Source organism: Roseovarius sp. THAF9, from assembly GCF_009363715.1.
Lineage (GTDB): Bacteria > Pseudomonadota > Alphaproteobacteria > Rhodobacterales > Rhodobacteraceae > Roseovarius.
The window spans coordinates 1,049,074-1,072,449 of record NZ_CP045404.1 but is presented as its reverse complement, the minus strand read 5'-3'; the positions used below and the strand labels follow the sequence as shown (position 1 = coordinate 1,072,449).

Here is a 23,376-nt window from a genome sequence, read left to right as displayed (position 1 = left end):
TGACAGTTCACTGAATCAACGGAAAGACAGCCGGTTGGTTCCGGCGAACATCGCCGGCTCCTTGATCCCAAGACGTCCGAAGGCGTGTCAGCCTACGGCGTTCAGCGTGACAACTTCCGCCGCCCGGCCCACTGCTGCCCGCGCGGTTGCGGCAATATCGGCCGCCGTCAGGCCCGCATCGGCATACATGTCCTCGGGGCTTGCCTGGTCGATATAGCGGTCCGGCAAGTGCATCGTGCGCACCGCGAGCCCCCGGTCGAACGCGCCTTCTGCAGCTAACGCCTGAAGCACCATCGCGCCGAATCCCGCCATGGCGCCCTCTTCCACCGTGATCAATGCCCGGTGATGCCGTGCCAATTGCCGGATCAGGTCCATGTCCAGCGGCTTGGCAAAGCGCGCATCGGCCAGCGTCACCGACAGGCCCTCGGCCTCCAACGCGGTCACCGCCGCCCGGCACTCCGCCCAGTGCGCCCCGTATGACAGGATCGCCACGTCGTCGCCCTCTTGCAGGACGCGGCCCTTGCCGATCTCCAGCACCTCGCCCCGCTCCGGCAGGTCGACACCCGTGCCCGCCCCGCGCGGATAGCGAAACGCGATGGGCCCGTCGTCATGTGCCGCCGCCGTGGCGACCATATGGGTCAACTCCGCCTCGTCGGCAGCGGCCATGCAGACCATCCCGGGCAAGGCGCCCAGGTAGCCCACATCGAATGCCCCCGCATGGGTCGGCCCGTCAGCCCCCACCAACCCAGCCCGGTCAATCGCAAACCGCACCGGCAGGCCTTGCAAGGCCACGTCATGCACCACCTGGTCATAGCCCCGTTGCAGGAAGGTCGAGTAGATCGCGCAGAACGGCCGCAGCCCGCTTGCCGCCATCCCGGCGGCAAAGGTCACCGCGTGCTGTTCGGCAATGCCGACGTCAAACACGCGGGTCGGAAACCGTTCTGCCATGACGTTCACGCCCGTGCCCGACGGCATCGCCGCCGTCACCGCCACGATGTTCGGGTCACGCGCCGCCTCGTCCGTCAGGGCCTTGCCGAAAACCGAGGTGTAGGACGGCGCGCCGCCCGATTTCTTGGCCTGCACGCCGGTCTCGGGGTCGAATTTGGATACTCCGTGCCCGCAATCCGCGCTGGTCTCGGCGGGCGCGTAGCCCTTGCCCTTCACTGTACAGACATGGATCAGCACCGGCCCCGTCGCCCGCGTCCGTGCCGCGCGCAGCACCGGCAGCAGTTGCGCCATGTCATGCCCGTTGATCGGCCCCACATATTCAAACCCCAGCTCCTCGAACAACGTCCCGGACTGGCTCACGCCTGTCACAAGCTGCCGCGCCCGCTTCGCGCCTTCGCGCATCGGCGCGGGCAGAGCCGCCTCGAACCCCTCGGCAAGGCTTTTCACTCGCGCCAGTGGCTCGTTGGCGTAAAGCCCGCTCAGGTAAGACGACATCGCGCCCACCGGCGGCGCGATGCTCATCTCGTTGTCATTCAGGATCACGAACATCCGCCGCCCCTCGGCGCCCGCGTTGTTCATCGCCTCATAGGCCATGCCGGCGCTGATTGAGCCATCCCCGATCACCGCGATCGCGTCGCCCGTGGGCCGCCCCATGTCGCGCCCCACGGTGAACCCCAGCGCCGCACTGATCGAGGTCGAGCTGTGCGCCGCCCCGAACGGATCGAACTCGCTCTCCTTGCGCTTGGTGAAACCACTCAGGCCGTCCTTCTGCCGCAAGGTCCGGATACGGTCCCGCCGTCCGGTCAGGATCTTGTGGGGATAGCATTGATGGCCCACGTCCCAGACCAGCTTGTCCATCGGCGTGTTGAACACCGAGTGGATCGCAACGGCCAATTCCACGACGCCCAGCGACGACCCAAGGTGCCCCCCCGTTTCGGAAACCGCGGAAATGACCTCGGCACGAAGCTCGTCGGCCAGCGCCGCCAGATCCTCGTCGGGCATCTGCCGCAGATCCTGCGGCCCCGCCACGCGGTCAAGTATCGGTGTGTTTGGTGTGGTCTGTTGCATCGCACCCCCCCTCAAGATGAGATCCGGCGCGGCCCGCAACAGGGGCTGCAAGCAGCGCTGTGGTCAGGCCCCGGGCGACATCGCGCCGCCCGGCCCCGCAAGTCTTTATTCGCCGTACTCCGGCTCTCCGGACGTCGTGGCCAGTTCCGGCCAGTCCTTGATGACGTTCGTGCCCTGAAGCGGTTGCTGATAGCCCTTGTGGCACGTCCGGCACGCCGCCTTGGGCGCGTCGCCATTCTTCGGCCCCAGCCGGCTTTCGGGCAGCAGCCCTGCAATCGGGATCAGGTAGTCGTTGTTCAACTCCTGCACCATCTGGATGCCCAGCGTCTCGGTCGCCCATTGCGGTGTCACCTGCGCCCCGTCATAGAAGGCGCGGGAGTTGTGGCAGAAGACACAGTTCACCCCCAGCGAGTTCGAGATGTAGTTCATGAACGCATAGGTACGTTCCGCGTGCTGGATGCCGGGATAGTCGTCAACACCCGGCACACCGACCACGCGGCTGTCCAGATCGTGTACCTTGATGGATTCACCATCCACAAGGTAGGTCTGCAACGCGTCGGACGGCAGCGAGGTATAGCTCGACAGCGGCGTCACCCGGTTCTGCACGGCCCCCCAGCCTTCGACCCTTTCGTTGACCGGGCTGATATCGAACCAGATATCGCTCGGCACGGGCTGGCCGCGGTGGCAGGTGTAACATGTCACGCCGACTTCCTTGTTGGCGTTGACATGCCCGTCCCAGTTCTCGTTCAGGTTCTGGGTCATGCCGATCATGGTATAGCCCACCGAGGTCTGATAGCTGTCCATATCTTCGAAAAGGTTGGGAATGCCCGTCCACTGCTGCATCGCGGCAATAAGGCGGTCGTAGTTCTCGACCGTCAGGTCTTCCAGCCCCGGCGGCACGTTCTCACGCGCATCGCCGGCCAGTTCCTCTCCGCCCTGCGGTACCACCGGGTCCGAGCGGGTGGCCATGTAGCCCGCGATGCCCGGATCGGGCTCATTCAGGTCGGACTTGAACTCGGGCACGGACATGCCGGTGCCGCGCGGGCCCGTCTGCAAGCTTTCCGTGGCGTAGGGCTGACCGGCAGAGACCACCCAGGCCGCCACCAGAACCGCGCCCCCAACGACCCCAATAGCAATCGCGGGGCCATAGATGTTCGTGGGGTTGTCGGCGTTCCACTTGTTGAACCAGTTTGGTAGCATGGCTCAGTCCTCCTTGCCGATGAAGGCTTCGTAAGACCCGTAAGCCTCGTAGCCGTAAGAGCCATCGTAAGCCGGTGCAAAGTTGTGCTCCTGCGCCCAGATGAACCAGTTGTCGACGACCGTGCCGGTCAGCAGGATGCCGATCCCGCCGGTGATCGGCGTCAGGACCGCGAACCACCACGCCCAGCGGTGGATGCCTTCCATCGTGGCGTTAAAGCCCATGGTCCAGCGCCAGAACAGGGCGGCGCGTTCCGTGGCCGTGCCCCGGTCGACGATCTGCTCCAGCTCGCGGTCGCCGCCATAGCGGGTGACGGCCAGGATGGTCGCACCGTGCATGGCGAAGAGCAGCGTCGAGCCGTACAGAAACACGATGCTCAGGCAGTGGAACGGGTTGTAGTAAAGATTGCCATACCGGATCGAGAACGCCGTGGTCCAGTCAAGGTGCGGGAAGATGCCGTAAGGCACCGCCTCGCTCCACGATCCCATCAGGATCGGGCGAAAGAGGTTCAGCACCAGCATCAGCCAGATCGCACTCGCGAAGGCCCAGAAGACGTGCTTACCCATCTTGTGCTGCGCCGCCAGCAGGTAGCTGCGGATAAGCCAAGTCATCACGCTCACCAGCAGCAAGAAGCTGGCAATGATGAACCAGCCCCCGTCATTCAGTGGCGGGATGGACAGGCCATGCTCCGGCCCCGGCGGCTCAAGCGCCAGCCAGAAGCCTTGGCGCAGGAATTCGGGGATCGACCAGTTGACCTGCGCCAGCATGTTGAAGCCGACGATGTTCAACGCCAGGATGAAGGTCACGAGGCTTACCAGCCCGGTCCAGCCAAGGTAGATCGGGCCGATCTGGGCATTGCCGATCCAGCCCACCAGGTTGCTGAACCGCGGCTTGAACCCGCGCTCGTCCATCATGTGGTTGTCGTTGTCCATGCCCCATTCGGGATTTCCGCGGACTTGGACCTGCGTGAATATGTTCTGATACTCGATCATGTCTTATACCCCCATCTGCGACGGCCAGATCGGCAGCTCGAGCCACCAGTTCCACCATTCGGGCCAGCCCTTGGTCCAGACCGGACCGCTGATGATGATGCAGACCGCCGACCAGAAGCCCGCGTTCAGCGCCAACAGCAGCCCGACGCGGTGGATGCCCAGCGTGCCGACCGAGTAGCCGATGAAATCACGAAAGAACGTGTCCTCGTGGTCCGGTGTCTTCATGACCTCGCCCTTCTCGGGGTTGGCCGCCGACAGGATCAGCCCGCCGTGCAGCGCGAGGGCCAGCGTGGTGGTGAAGAAGAACGTCACTGCCAGCATGTGCGCCGGGTTGTAATGGAAATGCAGGTAAGCGTAGCCGGTATTGCTGACCCAGTCGAGGTGACTGAAAATTCCGTATGGGAAGCCGTGCCCCCACGCGCCCATCAGGACGGGACGGAACACGACCAGCGTGACATAGGCAAAGATCGCGACGCTGAAGGCGAAGGGCACGTGATACCCGATACCCAGCTTGCGGCAGATCTCGACCTCTCGCAGCGCCCAGCAACTGAAGGCGCCGATCGCGCAGATCGTGATGATCTGCCACAGTCCGCCCTCCATCAGCGGGGCCGCGCCCAGGCCATAGGACAGGTCGGGCGGCGCGATATTGATCAGCCAGGGGTTCCACGTGCCCTGGTGGGCCGCTCCCCAGAAGATCAGGATTGTGCCAAGAAGCGCAAAGAACGCGCCCAGCACGCCGAAAAAGCCCACGTAGAACGGCCCGACCCAGAAGTCGAACAGGTCGCCTCCGATCAGTGTCCCCCCGCGGACCCGGTATTTTCTCTCAAAGCTGAGCAACGCCATTGTTTCTCTCCGCGTTTTCGGCCGGCCAGTGGTGCCCGGCCGTCACTCTTTGTTCGGTTTGTTGCGGGCGGGCGGACCCGCCCGCAACGAGGTTTGACGATTGTCTTGGATCACTCGGACGCCGCAGCGCGGGACGCCGCTGCATTCTCGAACCAGTTGACACCGTTCGACAGAACCACCAGGTGGATCATGACGGCCAAAAGGAACAGGAATGCGCCTTGTGCTACGAACACGCGGCGCGGATCGAAAATGAGCCAGATCTTGTAGAACTTCGACATTTTCTTTCCTTCCTCAGAACCAAGGAGCCCAGATGTACGTCGCGATGTGCGCGATGACCGCAACCAGTGTGAAGAGCGTAAGGCCGCTCATATACACCGAATGCAACTCCTGGGCTTGCTCGTCGGTAAGACCTGTAAAGGACAGGTCGGTGTTATCAGCCATGAACTTTCCTCCGGAACGTTATGCTGACGCCGCGAACCCCGCGGCCGGGTTCCCCAAAGGCTTTGCGGGCCCTTGAAGGTCTGCTCGCCCAGTCGGGCGGATACAGCTCGGGTTTCGGTCGGGGCATCATGCCTCAGACCGAGAAAATCAGCGGCGTGATCCGGTCCGCTTCGGACCAGGCACGCGCCAGCGGGCCGCGCACATTCAGCGTGTGGCGCTCCGCGATATCGCGGACCCAGCGGAACGTCGTGAACGGCACCGCGCAAAAGAAGATCAGCGTAAAATACACCCAGAACTCCGCGGTTCTGCGGCGTCCCGTGGTGCTGCGTCTCGGCGGGTTGGACGTCATGTCAGTCATGGTTGTTGTCCTCCTCTTGGACATCTGCCGTGGCGGCTTGGGCCACGGGCGAAAGGGCTTTGACGGTTTCCAGCACGACCCGCTCGGCGCCCTCTTTCAGGGCGGCCTCCTCGGCGGCGTCGCGCAACGTCTTGGCGGCGGAAATCCTGGTGAGCACCGGGTGGCTTTCCACGATCCGATTCAGCTCGGCCTGTGCATCGGCATCCCACGGGAAATCCCGGCGCAGCGGCGTCGGCGTCGCAGACCCTGCATCCATCTCGGACCCTAGCGGCAGGATTTGGAACAGCGCATCGAACAGGCCATTGCACACTTCCTGGATCAAATAGGTCGCCCCGGCGTACCCCATGAAGGGCGTGCCGGTGGCCCGCCGGATCGCAGCACCCGGAAAACTCGCCGGAATAAAGGCCGGCTTCGGCCCGTGCCCCGCGCTCATCTCGGCCAGGTACATCTTTTCGTTGATCGACCCCATCAGGATCAGCGGGCGCTTGTTGTGCACCAGCGAACGCACTTCCTCGTTGTTGGTCTTGGTCCCCGCACAGCGCGCCACGGCAAACCCGCAAGGCAGCCCCATGTCGTTTTCCAAGAAGTTCCGCACGCCCCGCGCATAGGTCTCGTTCGCCACGATCCCGAAACTGGCCGTGGCAAAGAAATCCTGCGTCACCGAGCGCCACAGGTCCCACACGGGCTTGATCGTCGAATGTTTCTCGCGCGCGATGAAGGGCTCCACGTCCAGCTCCAGCAACTCGCCCAGCTTGCGCAGGAATTTCGTCGTGCTGTCGATCCCCACCGGCGCCTGCAGGTACGGCTTCCCCAGCACTTCGCACAGGCCCCGCCCGAACTCGCGATACATGCAGATGTTCACATCGGCATTCACCAGGTCCCGCATCTCGGCCAGGTGCGCGCCCAGCGGCATTACCATGTTGATCTCGGCCCCGATCCCCTCGACCAGACGCCGGATTTCCGCCAGGTCCGAGGGCATGTTGAACGTGCCATACATCGGCCCAAGGATATTGACCCTAGGTTTGGCATCCTCCGCCCGCTTCTTCTCAGGCGGCATCCGCCCCTTGGTCATCCCGAACTCGGTGAAGATCCAGGTCATCGCCCGGTCCGCGGCTTCCCACTGGTCCTCGTCGATGGTCCGCGGCAGGAACCGCTGGATGTTGGTGCCCTGAGGCGTCACACCTCCGCCGATCATCTCGGCGATGGACCCCGTGACAACGACCGCCGGCAGCGCCGGATCGAGCGTGCCCCAGGCCCGTTTCATCGCGCCTTCGGTACCTTCCCGGCCCAGCTCTTCTTCGCCAAGGCCCGTCACCACGATGGGCAATTCATGCGGCGGCAGCGCGTCGGTGTAATGCAGCACCGAGGTCACCGGCAGGTTCTCGCAACCCACCGGTCCGTCGATCACCACCTGCAAGCCCTTGACGGCGCAGAAGGCATAAACCGCCGCCCAGTATCCGCCCGCCCGATCATGATCCTGGATCAGCATCAGATCATCTCCTGCGCTTTTTTGGCCCGTGCGGCTTTTTCCAGCTTCTTCTGGTTCGTCGCCCGGAAATCCTCCCGCACATTGGGCTGGCCTTCCCAGACCCCGGCGGTATCGCCTTCACCCACGCCCTCGAAGAACGCTCGCATCCGGTCCATCCGCCCCTTGTTGGCGATGGCCGCGTTGACCACCTCCGCAAGGCTCCCAGCCCCGGCAGGCCCCATAAGCGGCCGCGCGGAAATCAGGTTGGTAAAGTACAGGCCCGGAACGCCCAGTTCCTTGGCCTTCTGCACTACCGGCGTCGTCCCGATGGCCAGGTCCGGCTTGATCGCTTCCATCGCCGCGCAATCGTCTTCCAGCGACGCGCGGTACTGCACCTTGGTGCCTTTGGCCTCCAGCCAGGCCGCGTCGTCCGCCGACCACGGGCTCTTGGCACAGGCCGTGCCGACATAAGGCACATGCGCCCCGCTCTCGATCAGCAGGCGGGCCACCAGCAATTCGCTGCCTTCATAGCCCGACAGCGTGATGGTCCCGTCGATTTTCTTTGCGCCCAAGGCCGCCTCGATCGCCGGCAGGAACGCATTCTGCGCCTGCGCCACCTTGTCCGCAGGCACACCAAAGGCATCGCCAATCGCACTCAGCCACGCCGCCGTCCCGTCCCGTCCGACAGGCGCAGACCCCACAACAGGCCGCCCGGCCGCCTCGAACTCCCGCACGGCGGCGGTATAGAACGGATGGATCGCCGCCACCGCACCACAATCCAGCGCAGCATAAAGCTCCCGCCACTCCCGGCACGGCACCACCGGCCCGGCGGCCAGCCCCATTGGTGCCAGCATTTGACCGATCATTACCGGATCGGCGGGGAACATCTCGCCCAAGAGCGTGACGGTCGGCCTGTCGGAGACGCCCCCGTCAGGGGCGGCGACGGGTCCGGCCTTGATCTCTTGCCGCGCGTAGTTCAGCATCGCGCCGGCCAGAACGTCCTTGGCCTCGGCGTGAGTCGGAATGCCGAAGCCCGGCACGTCGATCCCGACGATGCGCACACCGTTGATTTCCTTCGGCAACAGCCGCAGCGGCACGCCGCTCGCGGTCGGCACGCACAGGTTCGTCACCACGACCGCATCAAACCGGTCCGGATCAGCCAACTCGTGCACAGAGTCCCGGATGTCCTCGAACAACTTGCCAGTGACCAGCGTCTCGGAATTGAACGGCACATAACCCACCGACCGCCGCGCGCCGTAGAAATGGCTCACAAAAGTCAGACCATACACACAACAGGCCGACCCGCTCAGCACGGTCGCCACGCGTTTCATCCGCAGGCCCACCCGCAAGCTGCCGAAAGCGGGACACATGCTTTGCGGCTTGTCGTGCGGACCTTGCGGATAGTCGCGCGCATATTGATCCAGCAGATCGCTCTGCCCGGCCATGCGCGCGGCTTTCTCCATCTCGTTACCGGAATGGCATCCCAGCCCCGGATCACCCGTCAGCTCCGGCGCGTCCTCGCGCGCCTTCCCGCGAATGACCTCGGCCTTGCCGGCATCGTCATATGTGACTTCATCGCTCATAGAGCCCTTTCCGACCCGCCCTGGGCCGCGATATCCTTCAAAAGCCGGGCGATCTGCTCGGGCCGCGCTTCGGCGACCATCCGGCAGGCCCGGATCAACTGCTGTGCCCGGGTGGGTTCAGGCGTCGTCATAGACCACCTCCAGGCTTTCCTTGGGCGCGGCGTTCTTGCCGCGCATGTCCTCGTCCGTCGCAGGCTCCAGCGTGACGCCCTCGCCGGTGTCCGACCCGTCGAAGAGCGCCAGCAAACCGTCCTGATCCAGCGGCTCCGGCCGCACGGGCGGCGCGGCGCCCACGGCCTCGGCCAGCCCGGCAAAAAGGCTGCCCCACTGGCTCTTCTCGGTGCCTACAATCTGGTAATTGGCCGACTTCTTGCGCAGGTCGTCATCCTGCGGGATCGCGGCCAGAACGGGGATGTCGACCGCTTCGGCAAAGGCCTGCGCCTCGCCCGAATGGTCGTCCTTGTTGACCACCAGCCCTGCGACGCCGACATTGCCGCCCAGCTTGCGGAAATACTCCACCGCCGAGCACACGTTGTTGGCCACGTAAAGCGACTGCAGGTCGTTCGACGCCACCAAAATCACCTTCTGCGCCATGTCGCGGGCAATCGGCAGGCCGAAGCCCCCGCACACCACGTCACCCAGGAAATCCAGCAGGACATAATCGAAGTCCCAGTCATGGAAGCCCAGCTTTTCCAGCAGCTCGAACCCGTGGATGATCCCGCGTCCGCCACAGCCGCGGCCGACTTCGGGCCCACCAAGCTCCATGGCAAAAACCCCGCCACGCTTGAAGCACACGTCGCCGATCTTCACCTGCTCGCCGGCAAGGTTTTTCTTGGTCGAGGTCTCGATAATCGTCGGACACGCCTTGCCGCCGAACAGCAGGCTCGTCGTATCCGATTTCGGGTCGCACCCGATCAGCAGCACACGCTTGCCCTGTTCGGCCATCATGTGGCTCAGGTTGGCCAGGGTGAACGACTTGCCGATCCCCCCCTTGCCATAGATCGCGATGATCTGCGTCTTGCTGGTGGGCTCGCCCTGTGGCACTTCCAGGCTCGGCTCCTCGCCGGCCTCGTCCCGCAGGCGTTTGTCGAAATCCTTCAGATTCGGGATGTCGTCCTTCACGCGGCGTCCTTCCAGTTGAGTATCATTTTCAGGCACGACGCCTCTTCAAAGGCCGTCCTGTACGCGTCCTCGGCCTGCTCGGCCGGGGCATTGTGAGTGATCAGCCCACCCAGGCTCAGCGCACCGCTGTCCAGCAGCGCGCCCACGGCGGCAAGGTCCTCGCGCGCCCATTCCGCAGCGATGCGCAACCGCGCCTCGCGCATGAAGGCGGGCGGAAAGGCAAAGCTCAGGCCGCCGGGATAGAACCCCGCCAGCACGATCTCGCCACCCTTGGTCAGCCGTCCGATCAGGTCGTTCAGAATACCGGCATTGCCCGAGGCGTCGTAAATCGCGCGGTAATCGCGGCGCGCGTCGTCGTCGGGCGCGATCACCTCATAGCCGTCGGCACCGCCGCGCCGCGCCGGATCGGTTTCCCAGACCACAGGCGCCGGCGCTCCGGCGGCAATCGTCAGCCGCGCCAAAAGGCGGCCCAGCACCCCATGCCCGACAATCAGCTCGGGCACGCGCTTGTCCAATCCGGCCATCGCGTGCCGCGCGGTCGCGGCCAGGGCCAGCAATGCGCCCTCCGCGCCCAGCGTCGAATCGATTCGCGTCACTCTGTCGGCAGGCGTCACCAACCGGCTCGCCGCTCCGCCGAACAGGCCAAACGCACCGTCAAAGCAATCCGCTCCCGGCACGAACACTATCTCTCCTGTCCTGAAGCCACTTTCCGGCCCCGCCTCGACCACCTCGCCCGCGGCCTCATACCCCGGCACCAGCGGATAGCCCGAGCCCGGAAAGGGCGGCATCTCACCGGTCCAGAACAGTTTTTCGGTGCCGGTCGAGATCCCCGAATGGGCAATGTCCACGACAATATCCGCAGGGCCCGGCTGCTTGAGCGGCAGCGTGTCCATGTGCAGGTCTTTCGGACCATTCAGGAATACGGCGCGCGTCTCCAACTGTCTGAACTCCCCCCGGTTATTGTTGAGTCACGCCGACGCAGGGCGCGATCCGGTTGTATGTCAGTCTATTCGGACAGCATTTTGTGTCAACTAAACTTTACACTTTACAGCGAATCGCCAGCGTATCATCGCTTGGTGCGGCTCAGCCGGGCTTGCGGCAGGCCAGCGCGGTGGTGATGAACGGGCGGATCGGTTTGGGCATCACAACATCTTCGAAGCCCGCCGCCCGGCACATCTCGGCGATCCGCGCCTGCGACCGCACGCGCCCGGTGCCCATCGCCATCGTGTAGAATGCAAAATAGACGTCGCCCGCTCGCTCGGGCGCGTCGCCACCCGACATCGGCTCGGACACGATCAGCCGTCCGCCTGGCGGCAAGGCCACGAATGCCTTGCGCAACAGGTCCGACACCGTGTCGTCCGCATGATCGTAAAGCACCCGGATCAAGCTGACCGTGTCCGCCCCTACGGGCAACGCCCCGTCCCTGAAACTGCCGCCGCGCACCTCGATCCGGTCCCGCAGCTCCAGCTGTGCCAACCGGGCCTCGGCCTGCGGCATCACCTCGGGCAAATCGAACAGAATTCCCCGCGCAGCCTTGTTCCGCCGCAGCACTTCGGACAGGAACACGCCCGATCCGCCGCCCACGTCCATCACTGTCTGCGTGCCCTTCAAGGGCAGCATCTTCAGCGTGTCACGGGCGACCAGCACCTGGCTTTCTGCCATCAACGTCGAGTACCTGTCCGCCACATCCGGCGCGACCTCGCCCTCTGCGCCAAAAACGTAAGGCCAGAACCGCGCCAGACGCGTGTCGCCTTCGCCGCGCAGCAGCGCCATGGGATCGGCCATGTCGGCATAGAACGCGGAATTGTGCCGGATCATGTTCTCCAGCCCCGGCACACCCAGGATCGCAGCACCCTTCCGCGCCAGCGCATAGGCTCCGTCGCGCCGCCGCTTCAACAGCCCCAGCGCAGCACCTGCCCGCAACAGCTGTTCCATCCTGTCGGCCGGCACGTCATGCCGGAACCCCAACAACTCGGCACTGCGCGGCCCGTCCAGCAATGCACGCAGGATCCCGGTCTCGACCAGCGCGCCCAGCACTTGGGAGGCCACGAACCCCTGTAAAAGATCGAAAATCTCCGCGCCATCGCGGCCTGCCATACGCTTGCCGAACGGCAAGGCGCTGGCGAAATTCTGAAATCCCGGTTTGGCGACCTGTCGGTTCAGCCAGCCCGCAATGCCGGCGCGCCGCCGCATTTCAGGCTCCCGCACCGCCATGCCGTATTACACCCGGTACCCGGCGGGCATCTTCGGCATGATCGCTTGCGCCTGCAGGCGTACCATCTCGGCCAGCGCCGCCTCGCCCGGGCAGGACGGGATCGAGGCAATCGCCCCCGCCAGAATATCCTTCAACCGCGCCACGGCGCCTTCGACGCCGTATTCCGCAACCGCGTTGGGACGCCCGTGCAGATCGTCCTGCCCCACCGGCTTGCCCAAGGTCTTTTCGTCCAACACGGCATCGCGCAGATCGTCCGCCACCTGGAAGGCCTCGCCGATCAACGCTCCAAGGTCGCCCCAAGGCTCCGCATCATGCCCCGCCGAAATCGCGCCCATCTCCGTCGCCGCGATGAAAAGTGCTGCCGTCTTCGAGCGATGATAGGCCACAAGGTCCACTTCCCGCTCGCTTTCCCAGCCTTGCCCGGCGCAGATCCCCCCGGGCATGCCAGTCCGCGTTGCAAGCGCCCGTATCAGGCGCAAGCCCCGCACCGGGTCCTCTTCGGCGGCCCGCGCCAGGATATCAAATGCCAGTATGATCAGGCTGTCACCCGTAAGCACAGCCAACGGCTGCGAATAGGCCTTATGCACAGACGGCTTGCCGCGTCGCAGTTCTGCATCGTCGAAACAGGGCAGGTCGTCATGTACCAGCGACGCACAATGGATCACCTCCAGCGCCGCTGCCGCCGCATCGCTCAGCGCGGGCCGGTCGTCGCCACAGGCCATCGCCACGGACATCAGGATCGTCGGTCGAATGCGCGCCCCGCCCGGAAGGCAGGCATAGCCTAGCGCCTCGCTGAGTTGCGCCGGCGCCTCCTGTCCTTGCGTCATATCCAGCGCGCGCAGAACGGCGGCATCAATTCGCTGCGAGAGGGGCATGTGGCGCTCCTTGGTCAGGGCAGATGTCACCATATGGCGACACTCATTGTGTAAACTACACTGGACACTCTGCGGTTTCGAGTCAACAATCCCTGACATGACACAATCGAGCCACCCGGCCTCAGACGCGCCTCACGCCGCAATCATCGGCGCAGGGATTGGCGGGCTGGCCACTGCCGCGCGCCTCGTTGGCGCCGGGCTACGCGTCACAATTCTGGAACGCCACAGTCACCCCGGCGGCAAGATGCGCACCCTGCCCTCGGACGCCGGCCCTGTGGATACCGGCCCCACCGTCCTGACCATGCGCCCGGTGTTCGAGGATCTCTTCGCCGCCCTTGGCACGCGCCTGACCGATCACGTCACCCTGCACCGTCAGCACCTGATCGCCCGCCATTTCTGGCCCGACGGCAGCACGCTCGACCTCTTTGACGACCCGGCGCGCAACATCGACGCTGTCGCCGCCTTCGCCGGCGCTCGTGCAGGGCGGCAGATGCGCAGCTTCTCCGACCGCGCCCGCGCCCTTTTAGAGGGATTCGACGCACCGGTGATGCAATCCCCCGAACCAACGCTGGCCGCCCTCACCTCCCATGTCCTGCGTCACCCGCACCTCATCCGCCAGATGGCCCCGAACAAGACGCTTGCGCAGCTGCTGGACTCCAGTTTCGACGACCCGCGCCTGAGGCAGCTCTTCGGCCGCTACGCCACCTATGTCGGCGGCTCGCCCTACCACGTGCCCGCCCTTCTGGCGCTGATCTGGCAGGCCGAGATATCCGGCGTCTGGGTGGTCGAGGGCGGCCTGAACCGGCTGGCCCAGGCACTGGCCGACGCAATCACCCAAGCCGGCGCCACCATCCACTACGACACCAATGTCGACCGTATCTTCACCGAAAAGGGCCGCGCCATCGGCGTCACTTTGCAGGGCGGCACCTACATGATCGCCAACGCAGTTGTCTTCAACGGCGACCCGAGGGCGCTGACCACAGGCGCGCTCGGCCCCGGCCTCGATCGCGTGGCGCCACAAACCACCGAAATAGCCCGCAGTCTTTCAGCCGAGGTCTGGGCCTTCGCCGCCAAGCCATCGGGGCCGGATCTCGCCCATCACAACGTCTTTTTCCGCGCCGACCCAAAGCCCGAGTTCGATGCGCTGATGCAGGGCCGCCGCATCCCCGACCCCACGCTTTATGTCTGCGCCATGGATCGCGGCCTTCCCACCGCGCCGCCCGCGCTTGAACGGTTCGAGATCATCGCCAACGCCCCACCCCTGCAAGGCCACGCCGGCCCAGAGGAGTTCACCGCATGTCAGACACGCACCTTCCAAACGCTGGCCCGTTTCGGTCTCGGCTTCGACCCCTTGCCGAGGCAGGACGCACTGACCACGCCCTCGGGCTTCGACCAACTGTTTCCCGAGAGCAGAGGATCCCTCTACGGGCAAAGCCCGCATGGAACGTTGGCGGCGTTCCAACGCCCGACGGCGCGGACGCCGGTCAAGGGCCTCTACCTGGCGGGGGGCGGGGTGCATCCGGGGGCGGGGGTGCCGATGGCAGCCCTCTCCGGCAAGCATGCGGCCGAGGCGATACTGACGGACCCAATTTCAACCTCGCCGTCCCGCCCAACGGCTATGCATGGTGGTATGTCGACGGCCTGAATGACGGCGGAGGCCGCGCCATCTCGATCATCGCCTTCATCGGCTCGGTCTTCTCGCCCTGGTACGCCTGGTCCGGGCGGCGAAACCCGGAAAACCACGTCTGCATCAACGTCGCCACCTACGGTCCCGGCGGGCGCTTCACCATGACCGACCGCGGCACCAGCGCCCTGCGCCAGACAACGGACAGCTTCACCGTCGGCCCCTCTTCGCTGCATTGGAAGAATGGCCAACTCGTCATCGACATCGATGAGATCGGCGCGCCACCGATGATCTCCCGCGTGAGGGGCCGCGTCACCGTCAGGCCTTCCGCGATGACAAGCGTGGAGTTGCCCCTCACCCCCGATGGCGCCCATGTCTGGCGTCCCTTCGCACCCACCGCTCAGATCAGCGTCGACCTGGATGCGCCCGGATGGCAATGGGACGGCCACGGCTATTTCGACGCCAATTTCGGCACGCGAGCCCTGGAGCAGGATTTCACCTACTGGACTTGGGGCCGCTTCCCCACCGGCACGGGCAGCACGTGTTTCTATGACGCGACCCGCCTCGACGGCTCGGAACTGGGCCTCGGCATCCGCTTCGACGATCAGGGCGACGCCCGGGTCGTGACGCCCCCTCCGAAGACCCGGATGAAACGCACAGCATGGGGCCTCTACCGCGAAGGCCGGGCGGACCCCGGCTATACCCCGACGCAAGTGCAACCCATGCTTGACGCGCCCTTTTACGCCCGCGCCGCCGTGCGCAGCGTGATCGACGGCGAACACACCACAGGCGTGCACGAGGCGCTCGACCTCAAGCGCTTTCGCTCGCCGTTTTTGAAGCCCATGCTGGCGGTCCGTGTCCCCCGCCGCGCGGGTTGGACTTTTGCGGGCGACTGACGCCTGCCGCCAATTTCTTTCAAAGAGATTGAAACGGAATTTTCGAAAATTCCGCTACCCGCTCCATGCCTGGAACCCCACGGCCCCGCCGTAGATCCCCAACATCGTCAAGCTCTCCCAGCCCATGTTGGCCGGACCCGACTTCTCACGCAGGATAAGGCCGATCAGCATCACGGCGGTCATCGCCAGCCCCACCACGACCCAGAACAGATCGCCCGTGCCGATGGCATGATACAGCGAGCCGTCGCGATAGCTGATATCCGACAGCGTCAGGAACAGCACATCGAACGTGTTGCCCCCGATGATCCCGCCCACGGCCAGCTGCAACGCGCCACGCCGCACGGCAGCCAGCGTCGTGACCAACTCCGGCATCGACGTCACCACCGCCGTCATCAACGCGCCCACCAACGCCGAGGACAGACCCAACTGTTCGGTCAACGCTCCTGCGGATCGCGCAATCGCGTAGCCCGCCAGCCCCAGCAGCAGCATCAGCCCCAGGAATGGCACCAACAACGCGGTCACGCTTTTCTGGGCGTCTTCCTCGTCTTCAGGCTGGTCGTCGCGCGTTTCCTGCGTATCCACGGCCCGCCACATCGGGCTTTGCCGGACACCGACACTCGCGTAGGCGCCGAAAAGATAGATCCCCACCAGCACGACCGAGGCCGGATGCACCGACCAGAACGCCATCTCCGGCATGACGAAAGCCGCCAGCGGCACCACCATCATCAACATCAGCAATGTGCTTTGAAACAGGTTCGCCACATCCGCCGCCGCATGTTCCAGGTTCGCGCGGCGATAGATCAGGTCCGCCAGCGCCAAAAACGCCGTCTGCGCCGCGATCCCGCCAACCCCGTTGGAAAACGCCAGGCTCGCGCGGCCATCCAGTGCCGATGTTATGGAAACCACAGTGCCCGACAACGATGTCGCGGCACCCAGCAAGAGCCCCCCGGTTACGGCTTCGCCCAACCCGGTCCGGTCCGCGATCCGGTCCGCCATCCCGGTCATTTTCGTGCCTGCGATCAGGATAACAAGCGCGGCACCTGCGAAAACGATCAGGTTGGCTGTCAGGGAAAGGTCAGAGAGCATAAGGCATCAACCGCGCAGCCATTCGCCGGGTTCCATGCCTGTCGACAAAACTCAGCGCCGCGCTTCGGCCCGTACCACCTCGGGGTTGAGCCGCATGACCGAAAGGTTGAGCGCGCCCGCGACGCTGACCCACGCGAGGTAAGGCGCGAACATCAGCCCGGCCAGCCAGTCCACCTGCCACAGCGCGATCATCCCGCTGAACACCGCGATCCACAGGCCCACCAGCACGACCAGCCCCAGCCGGATCCGGCGCAGCCCGAAAAACACCGGCGTCCACAGCCCGTTCAGCGCGATCTGCAACGCCCACAGCGCCATCGCCACGGCGTTGTCGGGGCTGACCGCGACCCGTGCGCCCGCCCCCGCCATCAGCAGGTAGAGCGTCGTCCACGCCACCGGAAACAGCCAGTTCGGCGGGGTCCATGTCGGCTTGTTGAGGTCCTCGTACCACTTGCCCGGCGGGAACAGCGCCCCGGTCGCCCCCGCCGCAAAGCAGGCCGCAAGAAAAATGACAAAGCAAAGCCAGATCATGATCTCGATCTAGCGTGCCTCCCCGAAACCGGCAAGGCCGGATCGTCCCGGTCCCGCGCTTTCAGCGTCGCCATGGTCGAACACAGCGCCTCGCTCCAGTCGCGCCCCGGCGCCTTTCGCTCCGCCGCCGCCTCCACCAGATAGGCCACTTCTGGCAAAGGCCGCGCATGCAGCACGGCCGAGCGTGGCATCATCATCGTGGCCCCCGCCCGCAAGCTCGCCAGCATCAGCCAACCCAGCTTCTGCGCGCCTGTGGTTCGCGCCCGATGCGCGATGGAATCATGCCCCAGCCGCCGCAACTGCCGCCCGATCCCGGCATAGATATACCGCGCCGCGAAAATCCCCGGCCGCGCACTCACGGGCAGCGTCGCCACCCCCGCCTCGGACCGGGCATAAAGCCCCTCGGCCTCGCGCAACAGCCGCGCGATCACACGGTGCAGGGCCGGCGACATCTGCGGGTTGGTCAGGAACGCCGCCTCGTCCAAACCTTCGTCTTCCATCCAGTCGCGCGGCAGATAAAGCCGCCCCTCGCGGGCATCCTCGCCCACATCGCGGGCAATATTGGTCAGCTGCATCGCCACGCCCAGGTCGCAGGCCCGCGCCAGCCCGTCGGCCTCGCGCATCTCCATCAACACGCACATCATCGCGCCCACCGCCGAGGCCACGCGCGCCGAATAGGCCCGCAGCTCCGACAGGCTGTCATACCGCCGGCCCTCCGCGTCCCACGCGAGGCCCTCCAACAGCGCCTCAGGCAATTCGCGCGGCATGTCGAACCGGCCCACCATGGCGGCAAAGGCCCGGTCCGCGGGCGCATTCCGCGGCACCCCGCGATAGGCCAGGTCCAATCGCTCGTGCAGCCGCGCCACCGCCTCGGCCTTCTCGGAGTGCAGGTCGACCGAATCGTCCGCCAGCCGGCAGAACGCGTAAAGCGCCAGCGCCGGGTCACGTACCCGCCGCGGCAATAGTTTCGAGGCCGCATGGAACGACCGCGACCCGTCCCGGATCGCCTCGCGGCAATGCGCCATGTCGGCGGCTTCCATTCGCGTCAGTTTCATCTCACCCGCACCTCGTCGGCATCCGGCACCAGCTTGCCCAGTACCTCGGCGCTCGACACCACGCCCGGCAGTCCCGCACCGGGATGCGTGCCCGCCCCGACAAGGTAAAGCCCTGCCACTTCCTCGCTCACGTTATGTGGCCGAAAGTAAGCGCTCTGCAAAATCCGCGGCTCCAGCGAAAAGCCCGATCCGTGCGGGCTCAGGTACCTGTCCCGGAACGTCTCGGGCGTGAACACTTCCGACGCGGTCAAGTGCTCTCCCAGCCCCGGCAGCAATTGCTCTTCCAGCACGGCCTGCACCTTCCGCCGATAGGTCTCTGCCACCTCGCCCCAATCTACCGGGTCGTCGAATCCCAGATGCGGCACCGGGCTCAGCGCATAGAACGTGTCATTTCCCTCCGGCGCGGCGCTCGGGTCCGTCACCGTGGGCCGATGCACGTAAAGGCTCATGTCCTCGGACAGCTTGCCGTTGATGAATATGTCCTTCACCAGCCCCTGGTAGCGCGGCCCATTCACGATCGTATGGTGCCCCACATCGGCCCATTTGCCGCGCGTGCCCTTCGTTCCGAAATACCAGACGAACAATCCCATCGACCACCGCGACCGCTTCAGCTTGGGCGCGGTCCAGCGCCGCTTTTTCACATTGCGCATGAGATGGTCATAGGTATGCCCCGCATCGGCGTTGGACACGACCACGTCAGCCTCCAGCACTTCGCCGCCGGTCAACCGGACACCCGCCGCACGCCCGCCGCGCACAACGATCTCGTCCACGTCCGAACCCTGACGCACCAGCCCGCCCTGATCGGCCACCACATCGCTCATCGCCCGAGCAATGGCATCGACGCCACCCATGGCGTAATGCACGCCAAATTCCTTTTCCAGGTGACTGACAAGGATATACATCGACGTCACATTGAACGGATCGCCCCCGATGAACAGCGGATGGAACGAGAACGCCATGCGCAGCCGTTCGTCCTTGAACCGCTTCGCCGCATGGGCATAGACCGACCGATCCGCCCGCAGCATCCCGAAGGTCGGCAAGACCTTCACCAGATCCGGGAATCGGTGCATCGACCGCCGCCCCAGATCCTCGAACCCGAACACATAGCGCCGCTCGCTGTCCCTCAGGAACCGTTCATAGCCTTTTGCGTCTCCGGGGCTCAGCCGCGCCACCTCGGCCCGCATCGCGTCGGTATCCTGCCGCGCCGTAAAACGGCTACTATCGGGCCAGCGGATCTCGTAAAATGGGTCGAGCGGGCGCAGATCCACGTCGTCGCGAAACCGCCGCCCGCAGGCTGCCCACAACTCCTCGAACACCTGCGGCACCGTCACGATGGTCGGCCCAAGATCGAAACGATGTCCATCCCGCCAGATACTCGAACCGCGTCCGCCGGGGCCGTCCAGCCGGTCCAGCACCGTCACGCGATAGCCCTTCGCGCCCAGCCGCATGGCCGAGGCCAGACCGCCCAGCCCTGCGCCGATCACCACCGCATGGGGCCGCATGGCCTTCTCGGCCTGTTCACGAAGTGCGGGGTCCAGACGTGTCAACATATACCCAGCCTACATGTGTCAAGTTAAGTTGACAATCGCGGAGTGAAGTTCTTTTATGGACCGGAACGCGCTGGACAACCGGACGTCGCGATTGGCATGAATGGGACTGCCGACACGCACGCATTGGCCGAAGGGGGACAGGGTCATCCAAATCGTCAGCCTCAGCTTTTTCCGTTTCGCACCGGGCCTCTCAAGGCTCTGGGCCTTCACCATGATGGGCCTCGCCCGTCCCGCGCTGGCCCGCGTGCCCGGCATCGGCTTCTGGAAGCTGTGCGGCTCGGGCACCGGCGAGGGGTTCACGCCGAAACCCAACACCGGCGTCTATGCCATTCTCGCCACCTGGCCCGATCTCGCCACAGCGCAGCGCCAGACCGCCGAGGCCCCGATATTCCGCCGTTACGCCCGCCGCGCCATTGAATGCTACACGCTTTACATGCAAACCACCTCGGCGCGGGGCGCATGGTCTGGCGTGGCCCCTTTCGATCCCGCCGACGCCACCGGCACCGGCCCCGTCGCCGCCCTCACCCGCGCCACGATCAAGCCACTTGTGGCGCTCAAGTTCTGGCGGCGCGTGCCCGACATCAGCACGGTCATCGGCGCCGATCCCAACGTCGCCTTCAAGATCGGCATCGGCGAGGTACCGCTCCTGCACCAGGTCACCTTCTCGGTCTGGCCCGACACCGCGGGCATGGCCGCCTTCGCCCGCCACGACGGTCCGCACGCCCGCGCCATCAAGGCCGTGCGTGACGGCAACTGGTTCCGCGAAGAACTCTATGCCCGCTTCGACATCGTCGCCGAACGCGGCACGTGGCAGGGCGCCAAACCACTTCAACACCTGGGGGTCGGCGCATGAGCCTCGCCTTTCCGTTCTCCGCCATCGTCGGACAGGACACCATGAAACAGGCGCTGGTCCTGACAGCCATCGACCCCGGCTTGGGCGGCGTTCTGGTCTTTGGCGATCGCGGCACCGGCAAGTCCACCGCCGTCCGCGCGCTGGCCGCTCTGCTGCCACCCATCACCGCCGTCAAAGGCTGCCCAGTCAATTCCGAGCGTCCCGAGGAGTGCCCCGATTGGGCCACCGTGCCCGACACTGATCTGGTCGAGCGCCCCACCCCCGTCGTGGACCTGCCCTTGGGCGTCACCGAGGACCGCGTGACCGGCGCGCTAGACATCGAACGTGCCCTCACCAAGGGCGAAAAGGCCTTCGAGCCGGGCCTTCTGGCCCGCGCCAACCGAGGCTATCTCTATATCGACGAGGTCAACCTGCTGGAGGATCACATCGTCGATCTCTTGCTCGATGTCGCCCAGTCCGGCGTCAACGCCGTGGAACGCGAGGGCCTCTCCATCCGCCACCCCGCCCGCTTTGTCCTCGTGGGCTCCGGCAATCCCGAGGAAGGCGAGCTGCGCCCGCAGCTTCTCGACCGCTTCGGCCTCTCGGTCGAGGTCAGGTCACCCACCGATATCGACGAACGGATCGAGGTCGTCCGCCGCCGCGACGCTTTCGACATGGACCGCGAAGGCTTCGTTGCCAAATGGCAGCCCGAGGATGCGAAAATTCGCGACGCCATTCTCGCCGGACGCGCCGCACTTCGCAAACTCGAAGCGACCGACACCATCCTGCGCGACTGCGCCGCCCTCGCCGTGGCCCTCGGCGCCGACGGCCTGCGCGGCGAGCTGACCCTGCTGCGCGCCGCCCGCGCCCTCGCCGCCTATGAAGGCGACAAGGCCATCTCCCGCGACCATCTCGCTGCCGTCGCGCCGCTGGCACTCAGCCACCGCCTGCGCCGCGACCCACTGGACGAGGCTGGCTCCACCACCCGCGTCACCCGCACTGTCGCCGAAACCTTCGGATGACAGACGGGGCCGACACGGACCGCACCCAGCGCGCCCTCGCGGCTCTGGCCGTGGACCCGGGCGGCCTCAAGGGCCTGACGTTCCGCGCCCGCATGGGCCCTGCCCGTCAGGCCTTCGAGACCGCCCTGCGCAAACTTCCCGGCCCCCAGCACCGCATCCACCCCGCCATCACCGACGACCAGCTTTTCGGCGGCCTCAACATCGCCGCCTCGCTGGCCAAGGGCCGCCCGGTACGCGATGCAGGCCTCGCCGATCAGCCCTCCATGCTCACCCTCACCATGGCCGAGCGCACGCCCTCCGGCCTCGCCGCCCGCCTCGCCCAACTGCTTGATTCGGATCGCGGCCACGCCGTCATCCTGCTCGACGAGGCCGCCAGCGCGGACGAAGGCGCGCCGCAAGCCCTGCTCGACCGCCTCGCCTTCCACATCGAGCCGACCGAGCCCGCCACCCCCGTCCGCCTGCCGGCCGCCGCCGATCTCGATGCCGCCCGCAAACGCCTGCCCCGCGTGCAAACACCTCAAGACGCATTGCTCATGCTCGTCACCCTCGCCGCCCGCTTCGGCATCCACAGCCTGCGCGCGCCGAGCCTCGCCCTGCGCGCCGCCCGCGCCCTCACCGCGCTCGACGGTGAGATGAGCGTCACCGAAGATCGCATTCAGGAAGCCGCCGAACTGGTCTATCCCTCCCGCGCAACAATGATGCCCGTCGAGGCCGAGGACGAAACCCCGCCCGACGCCCCCGAACCAGGCCAATCCGACAAGGCAGACGAGGCCGGCGACCAATCCCTCACCGACCTGACCGACGACATCCTCGTTTCCGCCATCGCCGCGCTCCTGCCGCCCGACATCCTTGACCGGCTGGCAGCCAAGTCGACCCGCCCTGCCAATGCCACGGGCAGCGGCGCCGGCGACCGTCGCCGCGGCAATCGCCGGGGCCGCCCCTTGCCCTCGCGCCCGGGGCGTCCCTCGGCGCAAGCCCGGATCGACCCTATCGCGACCCTGCGCGCCGCCGCCCCTTGGCAGACCCTCCGCCGCACCGGGCGCAACGCCGACCGCGCGCTGATCATCCTGCCCTCGGACATCCGCATCAAGCGGTTCGAGGACCGCTCCGACCGCCTACTCATCTTCACCGTCGACGCCTCCGGCTCCGCCGCCGTCGCCCGACTGGCCGAAGCGAAAGGCGCGGTGGAACTCATGCTGGCCCAAGCCTATGCCCGCCGCGATCAAGTCGCCCTTCTGGCCTTTCGCGGCAACGACACGGAAACGCTCCTACCACCCACGCGCTCGCTGGTGCAGGCCAAGCGCCGCCTCGCCTCGCTGCCTGGCGGCGGCGGCACGCCTCTCGCCTCCGGCTTGATGGCCGCGGGCGACCTTGCCCAGCTGGCTCGCGGCCGCGGCCTCACGCCTTTGCTGGTCCTGCTGACCGACGGCCGTGCCAACATCCCGCTCAGCGGCGAGCCCGACCGCGCCACCGCGAGCGAAGACGCCACCCGCATCGCCGCCAGCCTACGCGCGCAGGGCCTCTCGGGCGTGCTGGTCGACACCTCCAACCGCCCCACCGACACGGCCCGCGCCATCGCTGCCGCTCTCGGCGCGCGCTACCTCGCCCTGCCCCGCGCCGATGCCAACGGGATCAGCACCGCCGTCACCTCGGCGCTCGAGGCATAACGCGC

23 protein-coding genes are annotated in these 23,376 nt (G+C 65.9%); 5 read left to right on the top strand and 18 right to left on the bottom strand.

Annotated features, from left to right (window positions below; genetic code table 11):
* Positions 1–87 precede the first annotated feature (87 nt).
* From dxs to FIU86_RS05195, 14 genes are all read right to left on the bottom strand, one after another.
* Positions 88–2,016, bottom strand: a complete 1,929-nt coding sequence (gene dxs, locus FIU86_RS05255) for a 1-deoxy-D-xylulose-5-phosphate synthase (RefSeq protein WP_152474105.1) — start codon at positions 2,014–2,016, stop codon at positions 88–90.
* A gap of 105 nt (positions 2,017–2,121) precedes the next feature.
* The gene (gene pufC / locus FIU86_RS05250) at positions 2,122–3,216 is read right to left on the bottom strand and encodes a photosynthetic reaction center cytochrome PufC (RefSeq protein ID WP_152474104.1); all 1,095 of its coding nucleotides are present in this window, start codon (positions 3,214–3,216) and stop codon (positions 2,122–2,124) included.
* Between the two features lie 3 nt (positions 3,217–3,219).
* Entirely contained in the window at positions 3,220–4,206 is a 987-nt protein-coding gene (gene pufM, locus FIU86_RS05245) for a photosynthetic reaction center subunit M (RefSeq protein WP_103764322.1), read from the bottom strand.
* Positions 4,207–4,209: 3 nt separating this feature from the next.
* Positions 4,210–5,049, bottom strand: coding sequence for a photosynthetic reaction center subunit L (gene pufL, locus FIU86_RS05240; protein WP_057794640.1), 840 nt, complete (start codon positions 5,047–5,049; stop codon positions 4,210–4,212).
* A gap of 110 nt (positions 5,050–5,159) precedes the next feature.
* Positions 5,160–5,327, bottom strand: coding sequence for a light-harvesting antenna LH1, alpha subunit (pufA, locus tag FIU86_RS05235; RefSeq protein ID WP_057794643.1), 168 nt, complete (start codon positions 5,325–5,327; stop codon positions 5,160–5,162).
* A gap of 13 nt (positions 5,328–5,340) precedes the next feature.
* Positions 5,341–5,490: a light-harvesting antenna LH1, beta subunit gene (gene pufB / locus FIU86_RS05230; protein ID WP_057794645.1), complete on the bottom strand. Its 150-nt coding sequence runs from the start codon at positions 5,488–5,490 to the stop codon at positions 5,341–5,343.
* Positions 5,491–5,623: 133 nt separating this feature from the next.
* Complete coding sequence (pufQ, locus tag FIU86_RS05225; protein WP_057794646.1) at positions 5,624–5,848, bottom strand: cytochrome PufQ; 225 nt, start codon at positions 5,846–5,848, stop codon at positions 5,624–5,626.
* Positions 5,841–7,337 carry a chlorophyllide a reductase subunit Z gene (bchZ, locus tag FIU86_RS05220; protein WP_152474103.1) on the bottom strand — a complete coding sequence of 499 codons (1,497 nt, stop codon included), beginning with the start codon at positions 7,335–7,337 and terminating at the stop codon, positions 5,841–5,843. Before bchZ ends, pufQ begins: the two co-directional genes overlap by 8 nt.
* Positions 7,337–8,899: a chlorophyllide a reductase subunit Y gene (bchY, locus tag FIU86_RS05215; protein WP_152474102.1), complete on the bottom strand. Its 1,563-nt coding sequence runs from the start codon at positions 8,897–8,899 to the stop codon at positions 7,337–7,339. Before bchY ends, bchZ begins: the two co-directional genes overlap by 1 nt.
* Complete coding sequence (locus FIU86_RS23000) at positions 8,896–9,030, bottom strand: hypothetical protein (RefSeq protein WP_302848760.1); 135 nt, start codon at positions 9,028–9,030, stop codon at positions 8,896–8,898. The genes bchY and FIU86_RS23000 overlap by 4 nt, the downstream gene beginning before the upstream one ends.
* Positions 9,017–10,021 (bottom strand): chlorophyllide a reductase iron protein subunit X, encoded by a 1,005-nt coding sequence (locus tag FIU86_RS05210; RefSeq protein ID WP_152474101.1) that lies wholly within the window; start codon positions 10,019–10,021, stop codon positions 9,017–9,019. The genes FIU86_RS23000 and FIU86_RS05210 overlap by 14 nt, the downstream gene beginning before the upstream one ends.
* The gene (gene bchC, locus FIU86_RS05205) at positions 10,018–10,959 is read right to left on the bottom strand and encodes a chlorophyll synthesis pathway protein BchC (protein WP_152474100.1); all 942 of its coding nucleotides are present in this window, start codon (positions 10,957–10,959) and stop codon (positions 10,018–10,020) included. The genes FIU86_RS05210 and bchC overlap by 4 nt, the downstream gene beginning before the upstream one ends.
* A gap of 145 nt (positions 10,960–11,104) precedes the next feature.
* Positions 11,105–12,214: an acetylserotonin O-methyltransferase gene (locus FIU86_RS05200; RefSeq protein ID WP_254703948.1), complete on the bottom strand. Its 1,110-nt coding sequence runs from the start codon at positions 12,212–12,214 to the stop codon at positions 11,105–11,107.
* A 27-nt stretch (positions 12,215–12,241) separates the two neighbouring features.
* Entirely contained in the window at positions 12,242–13,111 is an 870-nt protein-coding gene (locus tag FIU86_RS05195) for a polyprenyl synthetase family protein (RefSeq protein WP_152474098.1), read from the bottom strand.
* Between the two features lie 97 nt (positions 13,112–13,208).
* On the opposite strand from FIU86_RS05195, the gene crtD reads away from it, so the two are divergent.
* Both crtD and crtC read left to right on the top strand, forming a co-directional pair.
* A complete protein-coding gene (gene crtD, locus FIU86_RS05190) occupies positions 13,209–14,756 on the top strand; it encodes a 1-hydroxycarotenoid 3,4-desaturase CrtD (protein WP_152474097.1) in 1,548 nt (515 codons plus the stop codon).
* Entirely contained in the window at positions 14,753–15,631 is an 879-nt protein-coding gene (gene crtC / locus FIU86_RS05185) for a carotenoid 1,2-hydratase (protein ID WP_302848767.1), read from the top strand. Before crtD ends, crtC begins: the two co-directional genes overlap by 4 nt.
* Before the next feature lie 54 nt (positions 15,632–15,685).
* Here crtC and FIU86_RS05180 read toward each other — a convergent pair whose 3' ends face one another.
* Genes FIU86_RS05180 through FIU86_RS05165 form a run of 4 tightly spaced genes read right to left on the bottom strand, consistent with a single transcriptional unit; the run spans position 15,686 to position 19,850 of the window.
* The gene (locus FIU86_RS05180) at positions 15,686–16,717 is read right to left on the bottom strand and encodes a sodium:calcium antiporter (protein ID WP_152474096.1); all 1,032 of its coding nucleotides are present in this window, start codon (positions 16,715–16,717) and stop codon (positions 15,686–15,688) included.
* A gap of 51 nt (positions 16,718–16,768) precedes the next feature.
* Positions 16,769–17,245, bottom strand: a complete 477-nt coding sequence (locus FIU86_RS05175; RefSeq protein ID WP_152474095.1) for a TspO/MBR family protein — start codon at positions 17,243–17,245, stop codon at positions 16,769–16,771.
* Positions 17,242–18,300: a 15-cis-phytoene synthase gene (crtB, locus tag FIU86_RS05170; protein WP_254703947.1), complete on the bottom strand. Its 1,059-nt coding sequence runs from the start codon at positions 18,298–18,300 to the stop codon at positions 17,242–17,244. The genes FIU86_RS05175 and crtB overlap by 4 nt, the downstream gene beginning before the upstream one ends.
* Positions 18,297–19,850: a phytoene desaturase gene (locus tag FIU86_RS05165; RefSeq protein WP_152474094.1), complete on the bottom strand. Its 1,554-nt coding sequence runs from the start codon at positions 19,848–19,850 to the stop codon at positions 18,297–18,299. The genes crtB and FIU86_RS05165 overlap by 4 nt, the downstream gene beginning before the upstream one ends.
* Positions 19,851–19,950: 100 nt before the next feature.
* Between FIU86_RS05165 and crtA the strand changes: the two genes are divergently transcribed.
* From crtA to FIU86_RS05150, 3 genes are read left to right on the top strand one after another with little or no spacing between them, the layout of a single operon-like run.
* Entirely contained in the window at positions 19,951–20,703 is a 753-nt protein-coding gene (crtA, locus tag FIU86_RS05160) for a spheroidene monooxygenase (protein ID WP_152474093.1), read from the top strand.
* The gene (gene bchI, locus FIU86_RS05155; RefSeq protein WP_152474092.1) at positions 20,700–21,704 is read left to right on the top strand and encodes a magnesium chelatase ATPase subunit I; all 1,005 of its coding nucleotides are present in this window, start codon (positions 20,700–20,702) and stop codon (positions 21,702–21,704) included. Before crtA ends, bchI begins: the two co-directional genes overlap by 4 nt.
* A complete protein-coding gene (locus FIU86_RS05150) occupies positions 21,701–23,371 on the top strand; it encodes a magnesium chelatase subunit D (protein WP_152474091.1) in 1,671 nt (556 codons plus the stop codon). Before bchI ends, FIU86_RS05150 begins: the two co-directional genes overlap by 4 nt.
* The last annotated feature ends 5 nt before the right edge of the window (positions 23,372–23,376 follow it).